General features: G+C 76.7%; 23 protein-coding genes and 1 tRNA gene. 18 read left to right on the forward strand and 6 right to left on the reverse strand.

All coding sequences use genetic code 11. The features are described from left to right. Position 1 precedes the first annotated feature (1 nt). Entirely contained in the window at positions 2–919 is a 918-nt protein-coding gene (locus ACI78S_RS01140) for a hypothetical protein (protein ID WP_456970352.1), read from the forward strand. A 9-nt stretch (positions 920–928) separates the two neighbouring features. Here the strand turns inward: ACI78S_RS01140 and ACI78S_RS01145 are convergent, their stop codons facing one another. Continuing rightward, on the reverse strand, positions 929–1,774 hold the full coding sequence (locus ACI78S_RS01145) for a UbiA family prenyltransferase (protein WP_456970353.1): 846 nt from the start codon (positions 1,772–1,774) through the stop codon (positions 929–931). A 122-nt stretch (positions 1,775–1,896) separates the two neighbouring features. Here ACI78S_RS01145 and ACI78S_RS01150 point away from each other — a divergent pair, with 122 nt between their 5' ends. The 6 genes from ACI78S_RS01150 to ACI78S_RS01175 are packed head-to-tail and all read left to right on the forward strand — an operon-like array spanning position 1,897 to position 6,304. Continuing rightward, positions 1,897–2,379 carry a CarD family transcriptional regulator gene (locus ACI78S_RS01150; RefSeq protein ID WP_097206868.1) on the forward strand — a complete coding sequence of 161 codons (483 nt, stop codon included), beginning with the start codon at positions 1,897–1,899 and terminating at the stop codon, positions 2,377–2,379. A gap of 41 nt (positions 2,380–2,420) precedes the next feature. Then, positions 2,421–3,083, forward strand: coding sequence for a 2-C-methyl-D-erythritol 4-phosphate cytidylyltransferase (gene ispD, locus ACI78S_RS01155; RefSeq protein WP_456970354.1), 663 nt, complete (start codon positions 2,421–2,423; stop codon positions 3,081–3,083). After that, on the forward strand, positions 3,080–3,589 hold the full coding sequence (ispF, locus tag ACI78S_RS01160) for a 2-C-methyl-D-erythritol 2,4-cyclodiphosphate synthase (protein ID WP_456970355.1): 510 nt from the start codon (positions 3,080–3,082) through the stop codon (positions 3,587–3,589). Before ispD ends, ispF begins: the two co-directional genes overlap by 4 nt. Beyond that, complete coding sequence (gene cysS, locus ACI78S_RS01165; protein WP_456970356.1) at positions 3,586–4,989, forward strand: cysteine--tRNA ligase; 1,404 nt, start codon at positions 3,586–3,588, stop codon at positions 4,987–4,989. Before ispF ends, cysS begins: the two co-directional genes overlap by 4 nt. Next, a complete protein-coding gene (gene rlmB, locus ACI78S_RS01170) occupies positions 4,989–5,942 on the forward strand; it encodes a 23S rRNA (guanosine(2251)-2'-O)-methyltransferase RlmB (protein WP_456970357.1) in 954 nt (317 codons plus the stop codon). Before cysS ends, rlmB begins: the two co-directional genes overlap by 1 nt. Continuing rightward, positions 5,939–6,304 (forward strand): cupin domain-containing protein, encoded by a 366-nt coding sequence (locus ACI78S_RS01175; RefSeq protein ID WP_456970358.1) that lies wholly within the window; start codon positions 5,939–5,941, stop codon positions 6,302–6,304. The genes rlmB and ACI78S_RS01175 overlap by 4 nt, the downstream gene beginning before the upstream one ends. A gap of 43 nt (positions 6,305–6,347) precedes the next feature. On the opposite strand, the gene ACI78S_RS01180 is transcribed toward ACI78S_RS01175, so the two are convergent. From ACI78S_RS01180 to ACI78S_RS01190, 3 genes are all read right to left on the reverse strand, one after another. After that, positions 6,348–7,628 carry a DUF445 domain-containing protein gene (locus ACI78S_RS01180; protein ID WP_456970359.1) on the reverse strand — a complete coding sequence of 427 codons (1,281 nt, stop codon included), beginning with the start codon at positions 7,626–7,628 and terminating at the stop codon, positions 6,348–6,350. 109 nt (positions 7,629–7,737) lie between these two features. Continuing rightward, complete coding sequence (locus tag ACI78S_RS01185) at positions 7,738–9,153, reverse strand: trypsin-like peptidase domain-containing protein (protein WP_456970360.1); 1,416 nt, start codon at positions 9,151–9,153, stop codon at positions 7,738–7,740. Between the two features lie 108 nt (positions 9,154–9,261). Next, a complete protein-coding gene (locus tag ACI78S_RS01190) occupies positions 9,262–10,146 on the reverse strand; it encodes a universal stress protein (RefSeq protein WP_456970361.1) in 885 nt (294 codons plus the stop codon). A gap of 220 nt (positions 10,147–10,366) precedes the next feature. Here ACI78S_RS01190 and ACI78S_RS01195 point away from each other — a divergent pair, with 220 nt between their 5' ends. The 5 genes from ACI78S_RS01195 (at position 10,367) to ACI78S_RS01215 (ending at position 13,383) form a co-directional block, all read left to right on the forward strand. Continuing rightward, positions 10,367–11,077, forward strand: coding sequence for a hypothetical protein (locus ACI78S_RS01195; protein WP_456970362.1), 711 nt, complete (start codon positions 10,367–10,369; stop codon positions 11,075–11,077). A 409-nt stretch (positions 11,078–11,486) separates the two neighbouring features. Next, positions 11,487–12,203, forward strand: coding sequence for a hypothetical protein (locus tag ACI78S_RS01200; RefSeq protein WP_456970363.1), 717 nt, complete (start codon positions 11,487–11,489; stop codon positions 12,201–12,203). A 63-nt stretch (positions 12,204–12,266) separates the two neighbouring features. After that, positions 12,267–12,947, forward strand: coding sequence for a hypothetical protein (locus ACI78S_RS01205; RefSeq protein WP_456970364.1), 681 nt, complete (start codon positions 12,267–12,269; stop codon positions 12,945–12,947). An 86-nt stretch (positions 12,948–13,033) separates the two neighbouring features. Further along, a tRNA-Thr gene (locus ACI78S_RS01210) sits at positions 13,034–13,106 on the forward strand. Positions 13,107–13,173: 67 nt separating this feature from the next. Then, positions 13,174–13,383 (forward strand): dodecin, encoded by a 210-nt coding sequence (locus ACI78S_RS01215; protein WP_456970365.1) that lies wholly within the window; start codon positions 13,174–13,176, stop codon positions 13,381–13,383. Here the strand turns inward: ACI78S_RS01215 and ACI78S_RS01220 are convergent. Further along, positions 13,380–13,787 carry a DUF5313 family protein gene (locus tag ACI78S_RS01220; protein ID WP_456970366.1) on the reverse strand — a complete coding sequence of 136 codons (408 nt, stop codon included), beginning with the start codon at positions 13,785–13,787 and terminating at the stop codon, positions 13,380–13,382. The genes ACI78S_RS01215 and ACI78S_RS01220 overlap by 4 nt on opposite strands. A 95-nt stretch (positions 13,788–13,882) precedes the next feature. Here ACI78S_RS01220 and ACI78S_RS01225 point away from each other — a divergent pair, with 95 nt between their 5' ends. The 6 genes from ACI78S_RS01225 (at position 13,883) to ACI78S_RS01250 (ending at position 21,326) form a co-directional block, all read left to right on the forward strand. Further along, a complete protein-coding gene (locus ACI78S_RS01225; protein WP_456970367.1) occupies positions 13,883–14,314 on the forward strand; it encodes a CBS domain-containing protein in 432 nt (143 codons plus the stop codon). Positions 14,315–14,372: 58 nt separating this feature from the next. Further along, positions 14,373–15,290 carry an EamA family transporter RarD gene (gene rarD, locus ACI78S_RS01230; RefSeq protein ID WP_456970368.1) on the forward strand — a complete coding sequence of 306 codons (918 nt, stop codon included), beginning with the start codon at positions 14,373–14,375 and terminating at the stop codon, positions 15,288–15,290. A 117-nt stretch (positions 15,291–15,407) separates the two neighbouring features. After that, a complete protein-coding gene (locus tag ACI78S_RS01235; RefSeq protein ID WP_456970369.1) occupies positions 15,408–15,743 on the forward strand; it encodes a DUF3263 domain-containing protein in 336 nt (111 codons plus the stop codon). Between the two features lie 65 nt (positions 15,744–15,808). Beyond that, positions 15,809–17,449 (forward strand): LytR C-terminal domain-containing protein, encoded by a 1,641-nt coding sequence (locus ACI78S_RS01240; protein ID WP_456970370.1) that lies wholly within the window; start codon positions 15,809–15,811, stop codon positions 17,447–17,449. A 143-nt stretch (positions 17,450–17,592) separates the two neighbouring features. Continuing rightward, entirely contained in the window at positions 17,593–20,457 is a 2,865-nt protein-coding gene (locus tag ACI78S_RS01245; protein WP_456970371.1) for an alpha/beta fold hydrolase, read from the forward strand. After that, positions 20,454–21,326, forward strand: a complete 873-nt coding sequence (locus tag ACI78S_RS01250; protein WP_456970373.1) for an ABC transporter permease — start codon at positions 20,454–20,456, stop codon at positions 21,324–21,326. The genes ACI78S_RS01245 and ACI78S_RS01250 overlap by 4 nt, the downstream gene beginning before the upstream one ends. A 40-nt stretch (positions 21,327–21,366) precedes the next feature. On the opposite strand, the gene ACI78S_RS01255 is transcribed toward ACI78S_RS01250, so the two are convergent. Next, a complete protein-coding gene (locus ACI78S_RS01255; protein WP_456970374.1) occupies positions 21,367–22,188 on the reverse strand; it encodes an HAD family hydrolase in 822 nt (273 codons plus the stop codon). Positions 22,189–22,216 lie beyond the last annotated feature (28 nt).

Genomic DNA, 22,216 nt, shown 5'->3' on the forward strand with positions numbered 1-22,216 from the left:
GATGACCACAGCAGCCGACGACCGCGCCGCCGAGGAGGCCTTCGAGGCCTACCTCGCCGGCCGTCCCGTCCCCGCGCACGGGGCCGGGGTGGCCGCCTTCGCGGACGCGGTGCGCTCGAGCACGTCCCGGCCGGGACGTCCGAACGCGGCCCTCGCCGACCTGCTGGCCTCTGGTCTCCTCACCGACCAGACCGGCCCGTCGCGCGCGACGGCGCCCCGCACCCGGAGACGCATCGCCATGTTCTTCCCCGCCCTGCTCGCCAAGATCGCCTCCGCCGGCGCCGTCGCCCAGGCGGCCACCGGCGCGGGCATCGCCCTGGTCGCCTTCACCGGCGCCGGCACCGCCGGGGTCCTCCCGGACTCCCTGCAGCACGGCTTCGCCACGGTCGCCGAGACCGTGGGCGTCGAGGTCGCGGACCCCCGCGAGGACGAGGTCGCCGAGGAGTCGACCCCGGTCGCGCCCGCACCCACCCAGGACACCGGCACGACGGCCGGCACCGGCGCCGACACCACCGGCACCACCACGGGCACGACATCCGAGGACGACGCCGCCACCGGGGAGCCCGCCGAGGGGCCGGCCGGGGAGGCGCTGACCTACGACCAGTGGAAGCTCGGCCCCGAGGGCTACGACTCGTTCGGCGACTGGGTGAGCTCGGGCGCCCGGCTCGGCTACGCGAACGGCGAGGACGTCCGCTACTGGGCGCACCGGAAGGGCGAGCGCGTGCCGGACGAGTACGCGGCGCCCACCACGCCCGAGGCCGCCACCGTGACCACGACCGAGACCGCGCCCCAGCCGGAGACCACGCAGTCCGCGACGACCGGCACCGGCCGCGGCAACGGCGGCGGGAACGGGCACGGCAACGCCGGCGGCAACGGCAACGGCGGCAACGGCGGCGGCAACGGCCGCGGGAACGGCTGAGCGCTCCCCCTAGGTGACCGCTGCGCCCCCGGCCAGCAGCAGGACGACGTCCAGCACGGTCAGCAGCATCACCGCGGGGAACGCCAGCCGGCGCCACCGCGGCCGCCCGGCGAGGGCGGCGACGACGACGGCGGGCAGGGCCACGACCAACCCGGCCCAGCCCGCCGCCGTCGGGGCCCCCGGCGGGCCGAGCACCAGCAGCAGCGTGGCGGCGCCGAGCAGCACCGCGCCGGTGACCGCGGAGGCGGTGGCCCCGATCCGGTGCGGCAGCCCCCGGACGCCGGTGGCGAGGTCGTCCTCGAGGTCCGGCGCGACGTTGGCCACGTGCGCCGCCCCGCCCAGCGCGGCACCGGCGGCCACCAGCCACCACGGGGCGGCGGGGGTGCCCGGCCCCGCGGCGACCACGCCCGCGGGCAGCGCGCCGAACCCGACGAGGTAGGGGACGGCCGAGGCGGCGGTGCGCTTGAGGCCGGCGTTGTACGCCCACCCGCTGGCCACCAGCAGGAGCAGGAGCAGTCCCGGCACGACGCCCAGCGCCAGGGAGAGGACGACGGCCAGGGCGGCCGCCAGGAGCGCCGCGAGGCGCAGCGTCGAGGGGCTCACGGCGCCCTGCACGACCGGCTTGTCCGGGCGCGCGACGGCCCGGTCGCGGTCGGCGTCGAGCCAGTCGTTGCTCCACCCGATGGACGCCTGACCTGCGAGGACGGCGGCGCACAGCAGCACGGCGCGCGCCCCGCCGACCCCCGCGGCGACCCCCAGCAGGGTGGCGACGACGGTCACCGCCACCGCCGGCCCGGCGTGCGTCGCGAGCACCAGGCCGCGGACCCGGTCGGACCCACCACGCACACCGGCCACGCGCTTGTCAACCCCCTCCGACCAGTTGATATGCCTTCTGACCTGCAGATTTACGGCGTTCGCCGGGTTCGCCCGTCAGTCTTCCGTGGTAGCCTGGAGACAGCGAAAGGGGTCACACACACATGGGCTTCACTGTCGGCGAGACCGTCGTCTACCCGCACCACGGTGCGGCGCTCATCGAGGCGATCGAGAAGCGCGTCATCAAGGGTGAAGAGAAGGCCTACCTCGTGCTCAAGGTCGCCCAGGGCGACCTGACCGTGCGCGTGCCGGCCGACAACGCAGAGATCGTCGGCGTCCGCGACGTCGTCGGCCAGGAAGGGCTCAACCGGGTCTTCGAGGTGCTGCGCGCCCCGCACACCGAGGAGCCGACGAACTGGTCGCGCCGGTACAAGGCGAACCTCGAGAAGCTCGCCTCCGGTGACGTGAACAAGGTCGCGGAGGTCGTCCGCGACCTGTGGCGTCGCGACAAGGACCGCGGCCTGTCCGCCGGCGAGAAGCGCATGCTGTCCAAGGCCCGCCAGATCCTGGTCAGCGAGCTCGCGCTCGCCGAGGGCACCAACGAGGACAAGGCCGAGGTGCTCCTCGACGAGGTCCTCGCCAGCTGAGCTCGCAGCTCGAGCTCGCACCACACCTCCAGACCGCTCCCGTGCACGCTGTCGGCATCGTCGCAGCGGCCGGGAGCGGTCTGCGTCTGGGGGCGGACCGGCCGAAGGCGCTGGTCCCGCTCAGCGGCCGGCCGCTGGTGTGCTGGGCGGTCGACACGCTGCGCGCCGGTGGCGTCGACGAGGTCGTCGTGACCGTCCCCGCGGGCGGGAGCGCGGCCTTCGCCGCCGTCCTGCCCGGCGACGTGCGGCTGGTCGAGGGCGGCGGCACCCGCACCGCCTCGGTGCGCGCCGGGCTCGCCGCGGCGGGGGAGGACGCCGACGCCGTCCTCGTGCACGACGCCGCCCGGCCGCTGACCCCGCCCGACGTCGTCGTCCGGGTGCTGGCCGCCCTGGCCGGGGGCGCCCGCGCCGTCGTCCCCGTGCTGCCGGTCGTGGACACCACCGTGGTGGTCGACCACGACGGCCTGGTCACCGACGCCGTCCCCCGGGCGCCGCTGCGGCGCGTGCAGACGCCGCAGGGCTTCGACCGCGCGACGCTGGCCGCCGCCTACGCCGGGCTGCCCGAGGGCGTCGAGCTCACCGACGACGCCGCCGTGGTCCGCGCGGCGGGGGTGCCGGTGGCCACCGTCGACGGCGACGAGCGGGCGGCGAAGGTGACCGTGCCGCACGACCTGGCGCTGGCCGAGCTCCAGGTGGCGCGGTGACCGAGCTGCCCCGGGTGGGGCTGGGGGCCGACGTCCACCCGGTCGAGCCCGGGCGCCCGTGCCTGCTCGCCGGCCTGGAGTGGCCGGGGGTGGACGGCTGCGCCGGCCACTCCGACGGCGACGTCGCGGCGCACGCGCTCACCGACGCCGTCCTCTCCGCCGCCGGGCTCGGCGACATCGGCGGCCTGCTCGGCGCCGACGACCCCCGCTGGGCCGGCGCGTCCGGGGTGGCCGTGCTCGAGCACGTCCGCGAGACCCTCGCCGCCGCCGGCTGGCGGGTGGGCAACGCCGCCGTGCAGCTGATCGCGCCCACCCCGAAGGTCGGCCCGCGCCGGGCCGAGGCCGAGGCGGTGCTCTCCGCCGCGCTGGGCGCGCCGGTCAGCGTCAGCGCCACGACCACCGACGGGCTGGGCCTCACCGGCCGCGGCGAGGGCCGGGCCGCGGTGGCGACCGCGCTGGTGGTCAGGGCCGACGTCCCGGAGCGGTCCGTAGACTCCGAGCGGTGAGCCTCCGCCTGTACGACACGGCCGCGCGCGCCGTGCGCGACTTCACGCCCCTGCGTGCGGGACGGGCCTCCGTGTACGTCTGCGGGCTCACCGTCCAGGGGCCGCCGCACATCGGGCATGTCCGCGCCGCGCTGGTCTTCGACGTGCTGCGCCGCTGGCTGGAGCGCGGCCACGGCCTGGACGTCACGCTCGTCCGCAACGTCACCGACATCGACGACAAGATCCTCGCCAAGGCCGCCGAGCACGGGGTGCCGTGGTGGGCCTGGGCGTACGAGAACGAGCGGGCGTGCACCCGCGCCTACGACGTCCTCGGCGTGCGGCCGCCCACCTACGAGCCGCGGGCGACCGGCCACGTGCCCGACATGGTCGAGCTCATGCGGCGGCTGCTCGACGCCGGTCACGCCTACGCCGTCGACGGTGACGTCTACTTCGACGTCCGCTCCTTCCCCGCCTACGGCGCGCTGACCGGGCAGAAGCTCGGCGACCTGCAGCCGGCGGGCGACACCGACACCGACGAGCGCAAGCGCGACCCCCGCGACTTCGCGCTGTGGAAGGCGCACAAGGAGGGCGAGCCCGAGACCGCGTCCTGGGCGACGCCCTGGGGCCGCGGCCGGCCCGGCTGGCACCTGGAGTGCTCGGCGATGGCCGAGCGCTACCTCGGCCCGGAGTTCGACATCCACGGCGGCGGGCTGGACCTGCGCTTCCCGCACCACGAGAACGAGCAGGCGCAGTCCCGCGCCGCCGGCGACGGCTTCGCGCGGTACTGGGTGCACAACGGCTGGGTCACCCTGGGCGGCGAGAAGATGAGCAAGTCGCTGGGCAACACCGCGCTGGTCGACGAGGTGGTCAAGCGGGTCCGGCCGGTGGAGCTGCGCTACTACCTGGCCGCACCGCACTACCGGTCGACGATCGAGTTCACCGACGAGGCCCTCGCCGAGGCGGCGGCCGGGTACCAGCGGGTCGAGTCGTTCGTGCGGCGCGCCGTCGAGCGCGTCGGCGAGGACGCCGGCAAGCCGGAGCTGCCGGCGGCGTTCCGCGCGGCGATGGACGACGACCTGGGCACGCCCGCCGCCGTCGCCGTGCTGCACGAGGCGGTGCGGGCGGGCAACACCGCGCTGGCCGACGACGACGACGCCGGCGCCGCCGCCGCGCTGGGGGCGGTGCGGGCGATGCTCGACGTCCTGGGGGTGGACCCGCTCGACCCGCAGTGGGCCGCAGGCGGGGACGAGAAGCTCGGCGAGGTCACCGACGGGCTGGTGCACCTGGCCCTCGAGCAGCGCCAGGCCGCCCGCGCCCGCAAGGACTACGCCGCCGCTGACGCCATCCGCGACCAGCTGGCGGAGCTGGGCGTGACCGTGGAGGACACCCCGCAGGGGCCGCGCTGGGAGCTGAGCCGCTGATGGCCGGCAACAGCCAGCGCCGCGGCGCCCGAACCGCGGGCGGCAAGAAGGGCGCCACCGGCGGCACCGGCGGCAAGGGCCGCCGCGCCCTGGCCGGCCGCGGGGCGACCCCGCCGGCCGAGATGCGCCCCGGCCACCCGGCGCAGCGCCGGGCCGCCGCCGAGCAGCGGCAGCGGGCCGAGCGCGCCCGCCAGCGGCAGCGCGCCGAGGAGGCGCCGGAGCTGCTGCTGGGCCGCAACCCGGTGGTCGAGGCGCTGCGGGCCGAGATCCCCGCGACGGCGCTGTACGTGGTCACCGATGCCGGCCGCACCGACGAGCGGATCGCCGAGGCGGTGCAGCTGGCCGCCGACCGCGGGCTCGCCCTGCTGGAGGTGGGCAAGGCCGAGTTCGACCGGATGGCGGGTGGCGCGCTGCACCAGGGCATCGGCCTGCAGGTCCCGCCGTACACCTACGCCCACCCCGACGACCTGCTCGCCGCCGCGCACTACTCCGGCCGCCCGCCGCTGATCGTGGCGATGGACGGCGTCACCGACCCGCGCAACCTCGGCGCGGTGGTCCGCTCGGCGGCCGCCTTCGACGCGCACGGCGTCGTCGTGCCGCAGCGGCGGGCCGTCGGCATGACCGCGTCGGCCTGGCGGACCAGCGCCGGCGCCGCGGCCCGGCTGCCGGTCGCCCGGGCGGTCAACCTGCCGCGCGCGCTGGCCGCCTACCAGGACGCCGGTCTGATGACCGTGGGCCTGGCCGGCGACGGGGAGGTCGACCTGCACGAGTACGACGGCTTCGCCGACCCGGTCGCGCTCGTCGTGGGCGCCGAGGGGGCCGGGCTGTCGCGGCTGGTGCGCGAGCGCTGCGACGTCGTCGTCCGCATCCCGATCGGCCGCGACACCGAGTCGCTCAACGTCAGCGTGGCCGCCGGCATCGCCCTGTACGTGGCGGCCCGAGCCCGGCTGTGACGCCGTCCCGTGCGCGTGCGCTCGGGCTGGGGCCGCACCCCGAGGGCGGCTGGTTCCGCCGCACCTGGAGCTCACCGGCGAGCCTCGGCGACCGACCTGCGGCGACCGCGATCCTCTTCCTGCTCGTGCCGGGGGAGCGCTCGGCGCCGCACGTGGTCGACGCCGACGAGCTGTGGCTGTGGCACGGTCCGGGCGCGCTGACGCTGCGGGTGGGGGACCGGCCGGTCGTCCTCGACGCGGCGAACCCGCAGGTGCGGGTCCCGGCCGGCACCGAGCAGTCGACCGACCCGGTCGACGACGAGGTGCTGGTCAGCTGCGTCGTCTCGCCCGGCTTCGCGTGGAGCGGCTTCCGTCTGGTCTGAGCGGAGTGCCACGGGCGCGCTTTCCGCGCCGTGGCACTCCGCCTCAGCCGATCAGCTGGGCGACCGTGTAGATCACCAGGCCGGCGAGGCCGCCGACGACGGTGCCGTTGACCCGGATCCACTGCAGGTCGCGGCCCACCTGCAGCTCGATCCGCCGGCTGGTCTCGTCGGTGTCCCACCGCTGGACCGTCGTCCCCACCAGGTCGGCGACGTCGCCGGCGAACCGTTCCACGAGGTAGCCGGCGACCGTGTGCGCGTGCTTCTGCACCAGCTCGCGCACGGTCGGGTCGGTCTGCAGCAGCCGCGCGAGGTCGCGGATCATGCCGGTCACGCGCGACCGCAGCTCGGAGTCGGGGTCGGCGGCGGCGGCCAGCACCGAGTTCTTCGCGTTGGTCCACAGCGAGCCCGACCAGTGGCGGACGGCGGGGTGCTCGAGCAGCTCCTTCTTGAGCTCCTCCACCCGGGCGGCGGTCGACGGGTCGGTGCGCAGCGCGTGGACGTAGGCGCGCAGCCGGCGGTCGTAGGAGCGCCGCAGCTCGTGGTGCGGGTCGGCGCCGACCTCCTCGAGGAACTGCTGGACGCCGTTGAAGGCGCGGGTGAACACCCGCTCGTCGACCCAGTCGGGCACCCAGGCGGGGGAGGACTCGCCGAGCTGGGCGCGGAACACCACCCGGTTCTCGTCGAGGAAGCGCGCCAGCCCGCGCAGCGCGACCGAGAGCACCTCCTGGTGCCGGTCGCCGTCGACGACCAGCTCCAGCGCGCGGGCCACGATCGGCGCCGCCGGGGTGGCGTGCAGCTTGCGGTCGACCAGGCCGGCGACGGCGGGCTGCAGGTCCTCGTCCTTGAGCAGGTCGGTGAGCCCGGTCAGGGCGGTGGCGGCGTCGCCGGCCAGCCGCTCGGCCCGCCCGGGGGCGGCGAGGAACGCGCCGAGCCGGCCGGGGACGTCGACGGTGGTCAGCTTGTCCTCGATCACCGCGCGGGTGAGGAAGTTCTCCTGCACGAAGGTGCCGAGGCTCGCGCCGATCTGGTCCTTCTTGCGCGGGATGATCGCGGTGTGCGGGATCGGCAGCCGCAGCGGGTGCCGGAACAGGGCCGTGACGGCGAACCAGTCGGCCAGGGCGCCGACCATCGAGGCCTCCGCCGTCGCCCGCACGTAGCCGACCCAGGCGCCGGCGTCGCTCCCGATCAGGACGCACGCGAGGAACACCGCGGCGGCGAGCAGGAACAACCCGGTCGCCAGCCGCTTCATGCGGGTGAGGTCCCGGGCCCGCTGGGGGTCGTCGAGCGAGCCCGCCAGCGGTGCGGGCGGTCGGGGGTCCGGCACCCGCACCAGCCTAGGCATCGGTGCCGGTCCGTGCCGGGGCCCGCGCGCGGACGGCCCCGGCCGCAGGAGGGGGCCGGGGCCGGGGCCGTCGGTCGGGACGGCGCAGCGGTCAGCTGGTCGACGTGCCGAGGGTGACCTGCACGCTCTCGGTGGAACCCCCGCGGCGGACGGTCAGCGTGACCTCCTCGCCGGGGGTGGCGCTGCGCACGGCGGCGGTCAGCTCGGTCGAGGTGGTGACCGGGCGGTCGCCGACGGCGGTGATGACGTCGCCGGCCTGCAGGCCGGCGTCCGCGGCCGCGCTGCCCTCCTGCACCGAGACCACCTCGGCGCCGGCGCCGACCTCGCTGTTCGCGTCGTCGGTCGCGGTCCGCGCGCTCACCCCGAGGACGGCGTGGTCGGCCGAGCCGTTCGCCATGATCTCCTTCGCGATCCGCTCGGCGGTGTTGCTGGGGATCGCGAACCCGACGCCGATGCTGCCGCTCTGCGCCGACTGCTGACCGGGCAGGTCCGACGTCGCCACCGAGGCGATCGCCGTGTTGATCCCGATCACCTCGCCGGCGGCGTTCACCAGGGCGCCGCCGGAGTTGCCCGGGTTGATCGCGGCGTCGGTCTGGATGGCGTCGATGACCGTGGCGTCGCTGGCGCCGGATCCGGTCTGCACGGCCCGGTTCGTGGCGCTCACGATGCCGTCGGTGACGGTGTTCTCCAGGCCCAGCGGCGCCCCGATCGCCACGGCGACGTCGCCCACCTGGACGTCGTCGGAGTCGGCGAAGGTGGCCGGCGTCAGGTCGCTCGCGCCCTCCAGCTTCAGGACGGCGAGGTCGCTGGAGGGGTCGGTGCCGACGATCGTGGCGTCGTAGAGCGTGCCGTCGGCGGTGCGCACCTGGATGTCGGGGTCCGTCGCCTGGCCCTCGAGGGTGGCCACGTGGTTGTTGGTCAGCACGTAGCCGTCGTCGGTGAGGACGACCCCCGAGCCGCTGCCGGCCCCCGAGCCGCTGGTGACGTAGACCGTCACGACGCTCGGGGCGGCCTTGGCAGCCGCGGCGGTGGCGGTCGTCGCCGACTCGGGGTCCTTGATGACGACGCTCTGCGCGGCCGTGGCCGACGACCCGCCGGTGGCCGACGGGTCGAGCAGCGCGACCACGCCCGCGCCGGCCCCGCCGCCGATCAGGGCGCCGGCGACCAGGCCGGCGACGCCGATCCGCAGCCGGCCGGTCCGCCGCGCCGGGGGCACGGCGGACGGCATCGGGCCGGTCGCGCCGGGCGGCGGCACCGTGCTGCCGGGCGGGACGGCGCCGGCATAGGAGGGTGCCCCGTAGGCGGGGGCCGACGGCGGCACCGGGCCGTCGTACACCTGGCCGCCGTGCGCCTGGCCGCCGTGCGCCTGGCCGCCGTGCGCCTGGGTGCCGTGCTGCGGCGGCGGCCAGGCGCCCGCGTGCGCCGGCGCCCCGTACGGCGGGGGCGTCCCGCCGGGGGTCGTCCGCGGGTCCTGCCCGGTGGGGCCGGGGTGTCCGAGCTCGCTCACTTCTGCTGTCCTCCCTCCGCGCGGCCGTCCGGCCGGCGTCCTGCACCGAGGTTCGGCCGACGGCCTGACGCGGCGCTGGAGGGCAGCTGTGAGTCCGCTGGACGCCGGTCAGGTGCCGGTGCGGGCCTGGCCGGCGGCCGTCTCCGGGGTGCGGGTCGCGGGCGGCACGAGGGCCATCGGCGAGGTGCAGTGCCGCAGCAGCCAGCGGTGCGTGCCGTCCAGCCCGCGGTGGAAGCGGCCGCCGCGACCGACGCCGATGACCAGCAGCGGCGTGGGGCAGGACCGGTCCAGCACCTCCACCGGCTGGGCGCCGGGCAGGGCGACGCGCTCCCCGGGCAGGTCCGCGGCCGCGCCGCGGGCGCCGTCCCCCCGGGTGTCCAGCAGCACCAGGCGGCGGCCCGACCGCTGCGCGGCGGCGGCGGCGAAGGCGGCCACGGCGTCGTCGTCGGCCGGGTCGTCGCCGTCGAGGACGGCGACCACGGGGCGGTCGGCCCCCGGCTCCCTGCGCGACCGCGGCACCACGGCGACCGGCTGCGGCGAGCGGGCGGCCACGCGCGCGGCCACCGAGGCGAGCACCAGCTCGTCGGCCGCACCCGTCGTGGAGATGCCGAGCACGAGCAGCTGCGCGCCGGCGGCCGCGCGCAGCAGGGCGGTGGTCGCGTCACCGGGGACGACCTCGGTGGCGGCGGTCAGGCCGGGGGCGGCGTGCCGCGCGGCCGTGTAGGCGGTGGCGGTGATCCGCCGGGCGCGGGGGAGTTCCGGCGGGGGCGCGCCCGGGCCCGGCGGCTCGCCCAGGTAGTCGGCGGCGTGGACGATGCGCAGCGGCGCGCCTCGGGCGGCCGCCTCCCGGGCGGCCCAGCGCACGGCGGACAGCGACGTCTCGCTCCCGTCGACCCCCGCCACCACCTCGCGCACCGGGGGGTCCGCGGTCCCGGGGGCCGGGACGGGGGCCGGGGGCCGGTCGGTGTGGGTGGTCGGGGTCGAGGTCGCCACTGCGCACCTCCTCGGGGCGAGGCGGTCCGGCGCCGGAAGCGGCGTCGGCTTCCGGGACAAAGCGTGCTCGCCGTCCTGCGCCGAGGGAAGACCCGGCGGGACGTGCATGCGGTGCCCGCGCTGGGTAGTGCCGCTGCGACGAACGGGAGCGGGGGGTCGTGGAGCGGCCCGGGCGACCGTGGATCACCTCTGTCCGGTCTTGCTCGCGCAGGAGGCCCCCTTGCTCACCCGCGGTCCCTTCGCCCGCTTCCTCCTCGGCGCCGCCGCCCTCTGCGCTCTCGGTCTCGCGTTGGCCGGCGGTGTCGTGCTGCGCGGGTCGGGGGTCGTCGCCGTCCTGCTCGCCGGCGGCGTCGCCGCCTGCCTGGCGGCCGGCGTGGCCCGGGAGACGTCCGGCACCTCGCGGATCTCCCCCTGGGAGGCGGCGGGTCAGGCCGGGGCCTGGACGATCGGTGCGCTGCTCGTGCTCGCCGGCACGGCGGCGCTGGCCGGTGGGCTGGCCGCCGTGCTCCTCGGCGCCGTCGGCGGGCTGGCCGGGGTGGCGGTCTGGCTGGTGCGCTCGCAGCGGGCGCATGAGGGCGGCGCGCGGCCGCCCGCCACCCAGCCCGCCCGGCCGGCGCCGGGCCTGCCGCCGCGGCCGGTCGCCGCGGCGCCCGGCCACACGGCCACGGCCGGTGTCGCCCGGCTGACCCTGCCGGTCTCGCTGCTGCCCACCGACGCGCTCGGCCGCGAGTGGCTGCGCACCACGACCGCGCTGGCCGGCTGGCTCGACCCGGCCGCGCGCGAGACGATCGTCCGCCGCCGTCAGGAGGCCCTCGACGAGCTCGAGCGGCGCGACCCCGAGGGGTTCGCCCGCTGGCTGGCCGCCGGCCCGGTGCCGGGCAGCGACCCGGCCGACTACGTGCAGGGCGGCTCGCCCAGCAGCCGCGACTGACCCGGTGCACCCCGGGCCGTAGCCGGCGCCCGGGCCACCGCGGCTCGCGCGCCGGCCCGAAGACCGCGTCGGGGTCGACGTTCGCGACGACCTCGCGGTCGCAGCACCCGCCGTGCTCCTCGATGCCGACGTGCGGCCGCGCGAGGTCGATCCCGTGCCGCCGCGCCCAGGCGTCGGTCCCCGGCGCGTCCGGTCGCAGCCGTCCGGCGTGACCACGGCGTCGACGTGGGCGAGCAGCGACTCCAGCTGCGGCCGGTAGAGCGGCACGAGCTCCGCGCCGGTGTCCACGTCCCCCGCATCGGCCGCCGGGGCCGCGGGGCCGTCGACGGCGGTGGTCATCCGGTCCGGACGACGTGGCACCGCCGCCGCGTGCCCACCCTGGGTTCCCGCACCCGAGGGGAGGCCCACCGTGACGCCGGACGCGCAGGACAGCGCCCCGACGCAGGTCCTCCCGGCGGACCCCGACGCGGAGCGGGAGGTCGGACCGCCGGGCGGTGAGGACGTCGGGAGCCGGGCCTCGTCCGCGGCCCTCGAGTTCCTCGCCGTCCTGGTGCTGTCGGTGACGACCATCCTCACCGCGTGGTCGGCGTTCGAGGCCAGCAAGTGGGGCGGGGCCATGTCCATCGCCTTCAGCCAGGCCTCGTCGGCCCGGATCGAGGCCGCCCGCGCCGACGCCACCGCGAACGCCCGCCTCACCAACCAGGTCGGGCTGTGGACCGAGTGGGTGGCCGCCGAGGGCGCCGGGAACGCCGCACTCGCCGGCTTCGTCGCCGACCGGTTCCCCGAGCCGCTGGCCACCGCCCACCGGGACTGGCTCGCGTCCGGTGGTGCCGCCGCGGGAGCGCCGGGGTCGCCCTTCGAGCTCCCCTCGTACGTCCTGCCGGAGGACCTCGCGGCCACGGCGGCCGACGAGCGGGCGGACGAGCGGTTCGCCGCCGCGCTGGCGAACAACCAGCGCAGCGACGACTACACGATCCTCACGGTGCTGTTCGCCGCCGTCCTGTTCTTCGCGGCGATGTCCGGCCGCGTGCGCGCGCACCGTTCCCAGTGGCTCCTGCTCGGGACCGGTCTGCTGCTCGGCGCCGTCGGCGTCGTCTTCCTCGCCGCCTTCCCCAAGCTCGTCTGAGGCGGGCCGAAGTCACCCGCGCCGGGTGAGCCGCCCGCGCGGGCGCGCCGCGATCGTCGCCCCGTGACGGCGCGACCGGGCACGGCGGCGGCCGCCGAGGACTCGGCAGGCCTCCGACGGCTGAGCACCCCGCGCTCGGCGGCGGTCGCCGGGATCCTGTTCGCCCTGCTCTTCGGCACCAGCCTGGTCCTGCTCCGCACCGCCGTCCCGCCCGACCCGTTCGCCGCCACCGGGTGGCTCGACGCCGGCGCCGGCCGGATCCGGGTGGCCGTGGGGCTGGTGCCGTTCGCCGGCATCGCCTTCCTGTGGTTCATCGCGGTGATCCGCGACCACCTCGGCAGCCACGAGGACCGCTTCTTCAGCACCGTGTTCCTGGGCAGCGGGCTGGTCTTCCTGGCGATGGTCTTCGTGGCCACGGCGATCGCCGCGGCGGTCCTGGCCGGCGCCGCGGTCGACGACGCGGAGGGGTACCGGGCGGACGTCGTCCACTTCGGGCGCGCCGTCGTGCTCCAGGTCAGCAACGTGTACGCCCTGCGCATGGCGGCGGTCTTCACGGCCTGCCTCGCCACCATCTGGCTGCGCACCGGCCTGCTGCCGTGCTGGCTCGCGGTCGTGAGCTACGCCGCCGCGCTCGCCATGCTGACGGTGGTCAGCCTGAGCCTCTGGGTCTCGCTGGTCTTCCCCGCCTGGGCGCTGACCGTCAGCGTCCTCCTGCTCCTCCGGGAACGGGGCGCCGCCCGCTGAGGACGCCGTCCGCCGTCGGCCCCGACCGGCCGGGGGACCCGCCGCGGAGTCCCTATCCTTGGGCCCGGACCTGGTGCCAGGTCCCCGCCGGCGTGGCGCAACTGGTAGCGCACCCGACTTGTAATCGGGCGGTTAGGGGTTCGAGTCCCCTCGTCGGCTCCGTCTCCGCGTGCCAGGGTGGTCGGGCCGCCACCACCGCAGGTGGCGGCGGACGAGGAGGCCATCCGTGAGCGACCACGTGTACCGGCTGAGCGAGATCGTCGGCAGCAGCAGCACCAGCGTCGACGACGCGATCAGGAACGCGATCGGCAAGGCCGCGCAGACGGTCCGCAACATCGAGTGGTTCGAGACCACGCAGATCCGCGGGCAGGTCGTCGACGGCGAGGTCGCCTACTTCCAGGTGGGCCTGAAGGTCGGCTTCCGCGTCGAGGACTAGTCGAAGCTGCCGGCGCCGTCCTGCCGGTAGGGGGAGCGGCGCTCCAGCTCCTCCCGTTCCCGGCGCTCCTCCCGCACCCGCGTGGCCGTGCCGGACCGGTACCCGGCCTTGGCCACGCGGTGCTCGGTGGTCTCGGTCATGAAGGCGACGGAGAAGAGCAGGCCGAGGACCAGCCCGCCGACGGCGGCCGACAGCCGGTAGCCGACGGGGACGGGAACGGCGACCAGGCAGAGCACCACCAGCGGCGAGAGCTGCACCACCGCGCGCGCCAGGTGCCGCAGCCACCAGGTGCGGGTCGTGGTGTCCTCCAGCACCCACGGGGACAGCTCCCGCGGCAGGCCGCCGCCGAGCGCGTACCAGAGCCACTGCCACGGGGCGGGGCGACGGCGGTGCTCGGTGCGCACACCCCGACGGTAGGCCGGTGCGCCGGTCGGTGGGACACGCGTTGCACGGCATCGGTGACCGGCGTCACACTTCCCAGGTCGTCGAGGAGGTCCGAGTGCAGATCAGCCAGGTGCTCCGCCGCAAGGGCCACGAGGTGGCCACCATCGAGGCCGCCGTGAGCGTGCGCGACGCGCTCGCCGTGCTCGCGCAGCACGGCATCGGTGCCCTCATCGTCTCCGCCGACGGCAACCGCATCGACGGGATCCTGTCCGAGCGCGACATCGCCCGCGGCCTGCACCAGCGGGGCGCCGGTCTGCTCGCCGAGCCGGTGTCCAGCGTGATGACGGCGGAGGTGCACACCTGCCGGCCCACGGCGAGCGTGCACGAGCTCGCCCAGGCCATGACCGACCGCCGCATCCGGCACGTGCCGGTGGTGGAGGGGGACAGGCTGGTCGGCATCGTCTCCATCGGCGACGTCGTCAAGGCGCGCCTGGACGAGCTGGAGGCCGAGCGCGCCTCGCTGGTCGACTACATCCAGCACGCCTGAGGCCGGCAACTCCTCAGCGGCGCTAAGGACCGGCGCGCCGCGGCGTAGCCTGCCCGGCGTGGACGAGCGTCGGCTGGGAGTCGTCTCCGGGATCACCGCCTACGCGCTCTGGGGCCTGTTCCCGCTGTACTTCCCGCTCCTGGAGCCCTCGAGCGGGCTGGAGATCGTCGCCCACCGCATCGTCTGGTCGCTCGTGTTCGTCGCCCTGCTGCTCACCGTCGTCCGGCGGTGGGGGCAGGTGCGGGCCGCGGTCCGCGACCGGCGGAGCCTGCTGGTCCTCGCCGGCGCCGCCGTGCTCATCGCCGTCAACTGGCTGGTCTTCGTCTACGGCGTGAACTCCGGGCACGTGGTCGAGACCTCGCTCGGCTACTTCATCAACCCGCTGGTCAGCGTGCTGCTCGGGGTCGTGGTGTTCGGCGAGCGCCTGCGGCCCCTGCAGTGGGTGGCGGTGGGCATCGCCGCGCTCGCCGTCGCCGTCCTGACGATCGACCACGGCCGCCCGCCCTGGATCGCCCTGGTGCTCGCGGCGACCTTCGGGTTGTACGGGCTGATGAAGAAGGTGGTGCGGGTCGAGGCGGCGCCGGGCCTGTTCCTGGAGACCGCGGTGGTCGCCGTCCCCGCGGTGGTCCTCCTCGGCGCGCTGCAGGCCGGGGGCGACGGGACGGCGTTCGGCGAGGGGACCGGGCACCTGCTGCTGCTGGTCACCTCGGGCGTCGCGACCGCGATCCCGCTGCTGCTGTTCGCCGCCGCGACGCGCCGGATCCCGTTGTCGACGGTGGGCCTGCTGCAGTACCTCACCCCGCTCATGCAGCTGGCGATCGGCGTCTTCGTCCGGCACGAGCCGATGCCACCCGCCCGCCTGGCCGGCTTCGTCGTCGTGTGGGTCGCGCTCGCCGTCTTCACCGTCGACAGCCTGCGCACGGCCCGGGCCGCCGGCCGCCGCCCGGCACCCGAGCCGGTGTCCGCGCCCGCCTGAGCCCCCGGCCCGGCGCCCTCGCCGATCGGGTCGAAACTGTCGCCGCCGCGAACTACCGTCGTGTCATCCGCACCGCGCCGGTCGGCGCGGTGGACGCCGGTCAGGAGAGACGCACCCATGAGCACCGACCCGGCCCCCGTGGTCTCCCCGCCACGGGACGAGGGTCCAGGGGAGACGACCGCGACCGCTTCGGCGGCCCTCACCCGCCGCGAGCACGACATGCTCGCCTTCGAACGCCAGTGGTGGCGCTCGGCGGGCGCCAAGGAGACGGCGATCCGCGAGCAGTTCGGCGTGACGCCGACGCGCTACTACCAGGCCCTCAACGCCCTCGTCGACCGCCCGGACGCCCTTGCGGCCGATCCGTTGCTGGTCCGGCGGCTGCGCCGGCTGCGCAGCGCCCGGCGACGTGGCCGTTCGGCCGAGATCCTGGGCAACGGCGGCCCCGCCGTCTAGATTTGGTGACCGTGGGGAGGCACGCGGCGCCAGGCAGTGACGGACCGGACCGGGGGGACGCCCCGGTGGCCGGTGGCCGTCGGCGTACCGATGCCCCCGACCTGCGGCGACCGCCGGCCGCGGAGCTGAGCGACCACCCCACCACCCCGGGCCGGCGCCGCGGCGACCGTCCCGACGGCCGCGACCACGGTGGGCCGGCTGCGGTCGACCGGCGCCCGCCGGTGCCCCCGGTCCCGCCGCGCCGGGTGGCGCCGCAGACCACGGTCGCCCCGTTCCAGGTGCCCGGTCCGGAGGCGCAGCCGGACAAGTACTCGCCGGAGCGGCTCGCCGAGACGCCGCTGCCGGGCTCGCCGCCGGCGGGGCTGCCGCTCGGTGGCGCGGCGTCCCGACCGCAGCCGCCGGCGCCCCCCGTTCCGCCGCCGTCCCTGCCGGCGGGGCACCCCTCGGCACCCATCTCGGAGTGGCCTCCGGCCCGCCCCGCCGAGCCCCCGGCCGGCCCCACCGGGGCCCCGACCCGTGCCGAGGCCCCGGCCCGTGCCGCCGAGCCGCCGGTCGAGGCCCTCCGCGCCGAGCGGCCGACCCGCCCGCCGGTGGCCTCGCGGCCGGCCGTCCGGCCGGCCCCGGGCCGGGCCGCCGTCCCCCCGCCCCCCGTGCCCGCACCCGCCGCTCCCGCGGCCTCGGCCCCCGCGCCGTGGACCACCGGCCCCACCGGGGCGCGGGCGGAGGCGCCGCGCCCGGCGTCTGCGGCCCTTGCCGCCGGCCTGCGGGCCCCGGCCACGCACCCCTCCGGGCCCGTGTACGGCGACTGGACGCGGCCGAGCCGGTCGGGCGTCGAGTCCGGCCGCGTGGCCCCGGGGCCGATCACCGCGTCCGACGAGTTCCCGGTGCCGGCACCGGCCACCAGCGCGATCCCCGAGCGGGAGACCACCCGCGGCCGGCGCGGCGAGGTCCGCGACGACGAGTTCGACGCGTACGACGACCCCGAGGCGGACGACGACCGCTCCGCGCGGCCCGCCCGGGACCGGGGCCCGGCGACCGGCCCGTCCACCCAGGTCCGCGGCGGCCGCGCCGCCGACCGGGCGAAGCGGCAGGCCGTCGACGCCGAGCGGCGCAAGGAGCTCAAGCGCCAGGGCGAGACCATGACCGCCCGCGCCTACCTCGACGGCGAGGACGGCACCTCGCGCCGGCCGAAGCGCACGGTGCTCGCGCTGGTCGCCGTCGTCCTGGTCGCGCTCACCGTGCTGGGCGTGTACTCGTTCACCTCCCCGGAGACGCAGGAGACCGCTTCCGGCGGCGACGCCGCGCCCACCAGCACCCCGAGCGCGCCCAGCGGGGTGGCCGACGCCACGCTGCCGCCGCTGTCGGTCGGTCCGGCCTCGCCCACGGAGGCCGCGCCGGCGACCCCGGTGCGCGTGCCGGTGACGGTGCTCAACGCCACCGACGTCAACGGCCTCGCCGGGCGGATCGCCGGCTCGCTGACCGACGGCGGCTGGGAGGCCCCGGTGACCGGTGCCTACACCGGCGGGGACGTCGCCACCACCACGGTGTTCTTCACCGACGGCGACGAGACGCAGCGGCAGGCCGCAGTGCAGCTGGTCGAGCAGTTCCCGGAGATCACCGGCGGGCCGTCACCGCGGTTCTTCGAGATGCCCGCGGACGCGCCCGCCGGCCTGGTCGTGGTCGCCGCCGGCGAGTGGCAGCCCTGATCCGGGACACCTCACAGGTCCCGCACAGCCGGTTCCGGAACACCCGCCGTTCCCCGGCCGTTGGCCGCTTCGTGCGTCCCGTCCGCGGGCCCGTGCGTCCCCGCCCGCGATCCGGCCGGTCGACGCTCGCCGCCCTGCTCCCCGTGCTGCTGACCGCGGCGCTGCTCGCCCTGGTGCCGGCGGCACCGGCGAGCGCCGCCGACGACGTCCGCACCGAGGAGGCGCGCGTCCCCTCCGGCTCCGGCGCCGACGCCGTCGAGCTCGACACCACGCTCCACCTCCCGTCCTCGGCCACCGCGGACACCCCGGCGCCCGCCGTCGTCCTGGCCCACGGGTTCGGCGGCAGCAAGGACTCCGTCGCCGCCGACGCGCAGTTCCTCGCCGAGCGCGGCTTCGTCGTCCTGGCCTACTCCGCGCGGGGATTCGGCGAGAGCACCGGCCAGATCGGCCTGGACGACCCGCGCTTCGAGGTCGCCGACCTCTCCACGCTGCTCGACCTGCTGGCCGACCGCGACGACGTCCTGCAGGACGACGACGGCGACCCGCGGGTCGGCGTCGCCGGCGCCTCCTACGGCGGGGCGCTGTCGCTGCTGGGCGCCGCCTACGACGACCGGGTCGACGCGATCGCGCCGCAGATCACCTGGAACTCGCTGACCGCCGCTCTCTTCCCCTCGCAGACCGGCTCGGTCGACGGCGCCGACACCGTCGCGGCCACGCCGCAGACCGAGGGCGCCGGCGTCTACAAGCGGCTGTGGGCCGGCATCTTCTTCGGCGAGGGCTCGGCCGGCCTGCTCAGCGTCTTCACGGACGGGGACGAGGAGGACGGCGCCGCCACGGCCGACGGCGGGGCGAACGGCGCGCCCGAGCAGCTGCCCGAGATCGACCCGGCGAGCGTCGACGCCGAGCAGGTGGAGCAGGCGCTGCTCTGCGGCCGCTTCCGCGCCGACATCTGCGCGGCCTACCAGGAGGCGGCGGCCACCGGCACGCTCACCCCGGCGATCCAGGCGGTCCTCGACCGCAGCAGCCCGGCGGGCGTCCTCGACCGGATCACCGCGCCCACGCTGCTCGTGCAGGGCACCCAGGACTCGCTGTTCGGGCTCGGCCAGGCCGACGCCAACGCCCGCGGCATCGCGGCCAACGGCACCCCGGTCAAGGTCGTCTGGTACGCCGGTGGCCACGACTCCGGGGCGTCGGACCGCGTCACCGAGCGGCTGCGCGAGCAGGTCGCGGGCTGGTTCGACTGGTACCTGCGCGACGAGGGCGACGAGGCCCGGGGCACCGATCCCGGCACCGGCTTCGAGTTCCCCGCGCCCACCGGGCTGGGCGGCACCGGCGGCGGCTTCGTGCAGGGCGGCAGCCAGACCGTCGTCACCGACGCCTACCCCGGCCTGGACGGCGCGGGGGCGGGGGAGCGCACGGCCGTGCGGGTCAGCGGCCCCACGCAGCCGGTGGTCACCCCCGCCGGCGGCACCCCCGCGGCGATCACCACGCTGCCGGGCCTCGGCGCGCTCGGCACCGCGCTCGGCGGCCAGGCCGTCGAGATCCCCGGCCAGTTCGCCGCCTTCGACAGCGAGCCGCTCGACGCCGCGGTCGAGGTCGTCGGCGCCCCCTCGATCGAGGTCGCCGTCACCTCGCCCAGCGGCAGCGCGACGCTGTTCGCCAAGCTCTACGACGTCGGCCCCGACGGCTCGATGACCCTGCCGTCGGGCCTGGTCGCGCCGCTCTCGCTGACCGAGGTCTCCGCCGACCCCGCCGACCCGACCGTCGTCCCCGTCACCCTGCCGGCGATCGACCACCGCTTCGAGGCCGGCCACACCATGCGGGTGGTGGTCAGCACCACCGACCAGGCCTTCGCCCTGCCCGCCGAGGCCACCGTCTACGGCGTCGGCCTCGCCGCCGGGCTCGGCGACGCCGCCGCCGACCTCGCGGTGCCCTCGGTCGCCGGCACCACCCAGGACCCCGCCGGCACCTCCCGCTGGTGGGTCCTGCTCGCCGTCGTCGTCGGCCTGCTGCTGCTCGGCTGGCTCGCCGCGGTGCTGTGGGGTCGCCGCCGGCGGCGGCGGATCTCCGCGGTCGACCCCGACGGCGAGGACGTGCCGCTGCGCTTCGAGGGCGTCACCAAGGCCTACAAGGACAAGTTCGTCGCCGTCCGCGACCTCTCCTTCGAGGTGCGGCGCGGCCAGGTGCTCGGCCTGCTCGGGCCCAACGGCGCCGGCAAGACGACGTCGCTGCGCATGCTCATGGGCCTGATCCGGCCGACGTCCGGGCGGATCACCGTCTTCGGGCACGAGGCCGGCCCCGGCGCGCCGGTGCTGTCGCGGCTGGGCTCCTTCGTCGAGGGCACCGGCCTGCAGCCGCACCTGTCGGGCCGGGACAACCTGCGCCTGTACTGGGCGGCCACCGGCCGGCCGGAGGCCGACGCGCACATGGCCGAGGCGATCGAGGTCGCCGGCCTCGGCAAGGCGATCGACCGCCCGGTGCGCCGCTACAGCCAGGGCATGCGGCAGCGGGTGGCCATCGCCCAGGCCATGCTCGGCCTGCCCGACCTGCTGGTGCTCGACGAGCCGACCAACGGGCTCGACCCGCCGCAGATCCACGCCATGCGGGAGGTGCTGCGCTCCTACGCGCAGACCGGCCGCACGGTGATCGTCTCCAGCCACCTGCTGTCGGAGATCGAGCAGACCTGCACCCACGTGGTGGTCATGGCCAGGGGCCAGAAGATCGCCCAGGGCACGGTCGAGGAGATCGTCGGCACCGGCGGGGCGGTGCTGGTCGGGCTCGCCGACGACGCCGACACCGACCGCGCGATCGCCGTCCTCGAGGCGCTGCCGGGCGTGAGCGCCGGGCGCACCGACGAGGGCCTGGTCGCCGACCTGGGCGACGGCACCCGCCGGGCGGCGGCGCTGCAGGCGCTCGTCGACGCCGGCATCGCCGTCGACCAGTTCACGCCGCGGCGGCGGCTGGAGGACGCGTTCCTGGCGCTCGTCGGAGAGGGGCCGGTGCAGTGAGCGCGACCGATCACGTGCAGGCGACCGGCGCGGTCGCCGGCTACCGGCCGGAGCGGACGCTGCGGCTGTGGGTCGAGCTGCGCCGCCAGTTCAAGCGCCGCCGCACCCTCGGCGTGGTCATCGCGATGGTCGCGCTGCCGCTGGTGCTCATCGCGGCGCTGCAGCTGGGCGCCAGCGAGGACGCCCAGGAGAACAGCCGGATCAACCTGGTCGACGTCGCCACGGCGAGCGGGCTGAACTTCACGCTGTTCGTGCTGTTCGCGACGACGTCGTTCTTCCTCGTCGTCGTGTACGCCCTGTTCTTCGGCGACACGGTGGCCAGCGAGGCGCAGTGGGGCTCGCTGCGCTACACCCTGGCCACCCCCGTGCCGCGCATGCGGCTGCTGCGCCAGAAGTGGTACGCGGCGCTGGTGCTGTCGGTCGGCGCCCTGGTCACCGTCACCGCGGTCGCGCTGGTGGCCGGCGGCATCGCGTTCGGCTTCGAGGACATCCAGACGCCGGTCGGGGTCACCCTCGACCAGGGCGACGGGCTGCTGCGGCTGGCCGGGATGGTGGGCTACCTCGCCGTCCACCTGCTCGTCGTCGGCACCCTCGCGTTCTGGTTCTCCACGATCACCGACGCGCCGCTGGCCGCCGTCGGCGGCGCGGTGTTCACCATGTTCGTGTTCGCGATCCTCGACCAGGTGGAGCAGCTCGGCGCGATCCGGGACTGGTTCCCGACGGCCGAGGAGTTCGCCTGGACCGACCTGCTGCAGACGCCGGTGGACTCCGGCGACCTGTTCCGCGGCGTGGTGCAGTCGCTGGTCTACGCCGCCGTCTTCACGCTCCTCGGCTTCCGGCACTTCGCCCGCCGCGACGTCACGTCGTAGCGGAGTGCCACGGCGCGGATCCCGCGCCCGTGGCACTCCGTCACAGGCTGGCGCGGACGGCCTGGGCCCAGCCGTCGCCCATGGGGGCGTCGGTGACGGTCGCGTTGGGGACGGCGCCGACCAGCTCCGCCATGCCCTCGACCGCGGCGCCGTTGGCGGTCACCCACAGCCGCCCCACGGCCGGGGCCATCTCCAGGTCGCTGACGCTGTCGCCGATCGCCACCGCGTCGGCCGGGTCGATGCCGCGCCGTTCCAGGTCCCAGGCGATGGCCGCGCCCTTGGAGATGCCGCGCGGCATCAGGTGGTAGACGCGCGGGGGCAGCGCCTCGGGGGCGAGGGTCGTGCGCGCGGTCGCCGGCAGCGCGCCGTTGTCCTTGATCGTCAGCCAGCCGGCGCCCTGCGCGGCGAGCCAGGCGTCGACGGCGACGGGGTCGACGCGACCGCGCAGCATCGCGTCGGCGGTGTGCGAGGCGTGCCAGGGCGCGTGCCACTCGATCAGGCCGGGGTGTTCGGCGAAGAGCCGCTCGACGATGCCGAGCTCGGCCATGACCTCCATCGGCGCGCGGCCGGCGTACCGCTCGGGGAACTCGCCCGGCAGCAGCTGGGTGGTCCGTCCGCCGTCCCAGCTGACCAGGGCGCCCAGCTCGGCGATCGCGCCGTCGGCGGCCAGCAGCCGCGCCGCCTCCACCAGCTGGGCGTGCGTGCGGCCGCTGACCAGCACGAGCGGGACGCCGGCGCGGTGCAGCTCCAGCAGGGCGGTGGCCGGTTCCGCGGTGAGCGAGCGGTCGGCGGCGTGCCAGAAGGAGCCCCGCCAGCCGACCATCGTGCCGTCGAGGTCGGTGTAGACGATGCGGGCTGCCACGCCGTCCATCCTGGCCGGAGCCGGGGGA

This window comes from Geodermatophilus sp. SYSU D00815, assembly GCF_054050035.1.

What these genes read in the sequence shown, in the direction of transcription:
- ACI78S_RS01140 (WP_456970352.1), top strand. Translation starts at nt 2, where the DNA reads ATGACCACAGCAGCCGACGACCGCGCCGCCGAGGAGGCCTTCGAGGCC.
- ACI78S_RS01150 (WP_097206868.1), top strand. Translation starts at nt 1,897, where the DNA reads ATGGGCTTCACTGTCGGCGAGACCGTCGTCTACCCGCACCACGGTGCG.
- rlmB (WP_456970357.1), top strand. Translation starts at nt 4,989, where the DNA reads ATGGCCGGCAACAGCCAGCGCCGCGGCGCCCGAACCGCGGGCGGCAAG.
- ACI78S_RS01235 (WP_456970369.1), top strand. Translation starts at nt 15,408, where the DNA reads ATGAGCACCGACCCGGCCCCCGTGGTCTCCCCGCCACGGGACGAGGGT.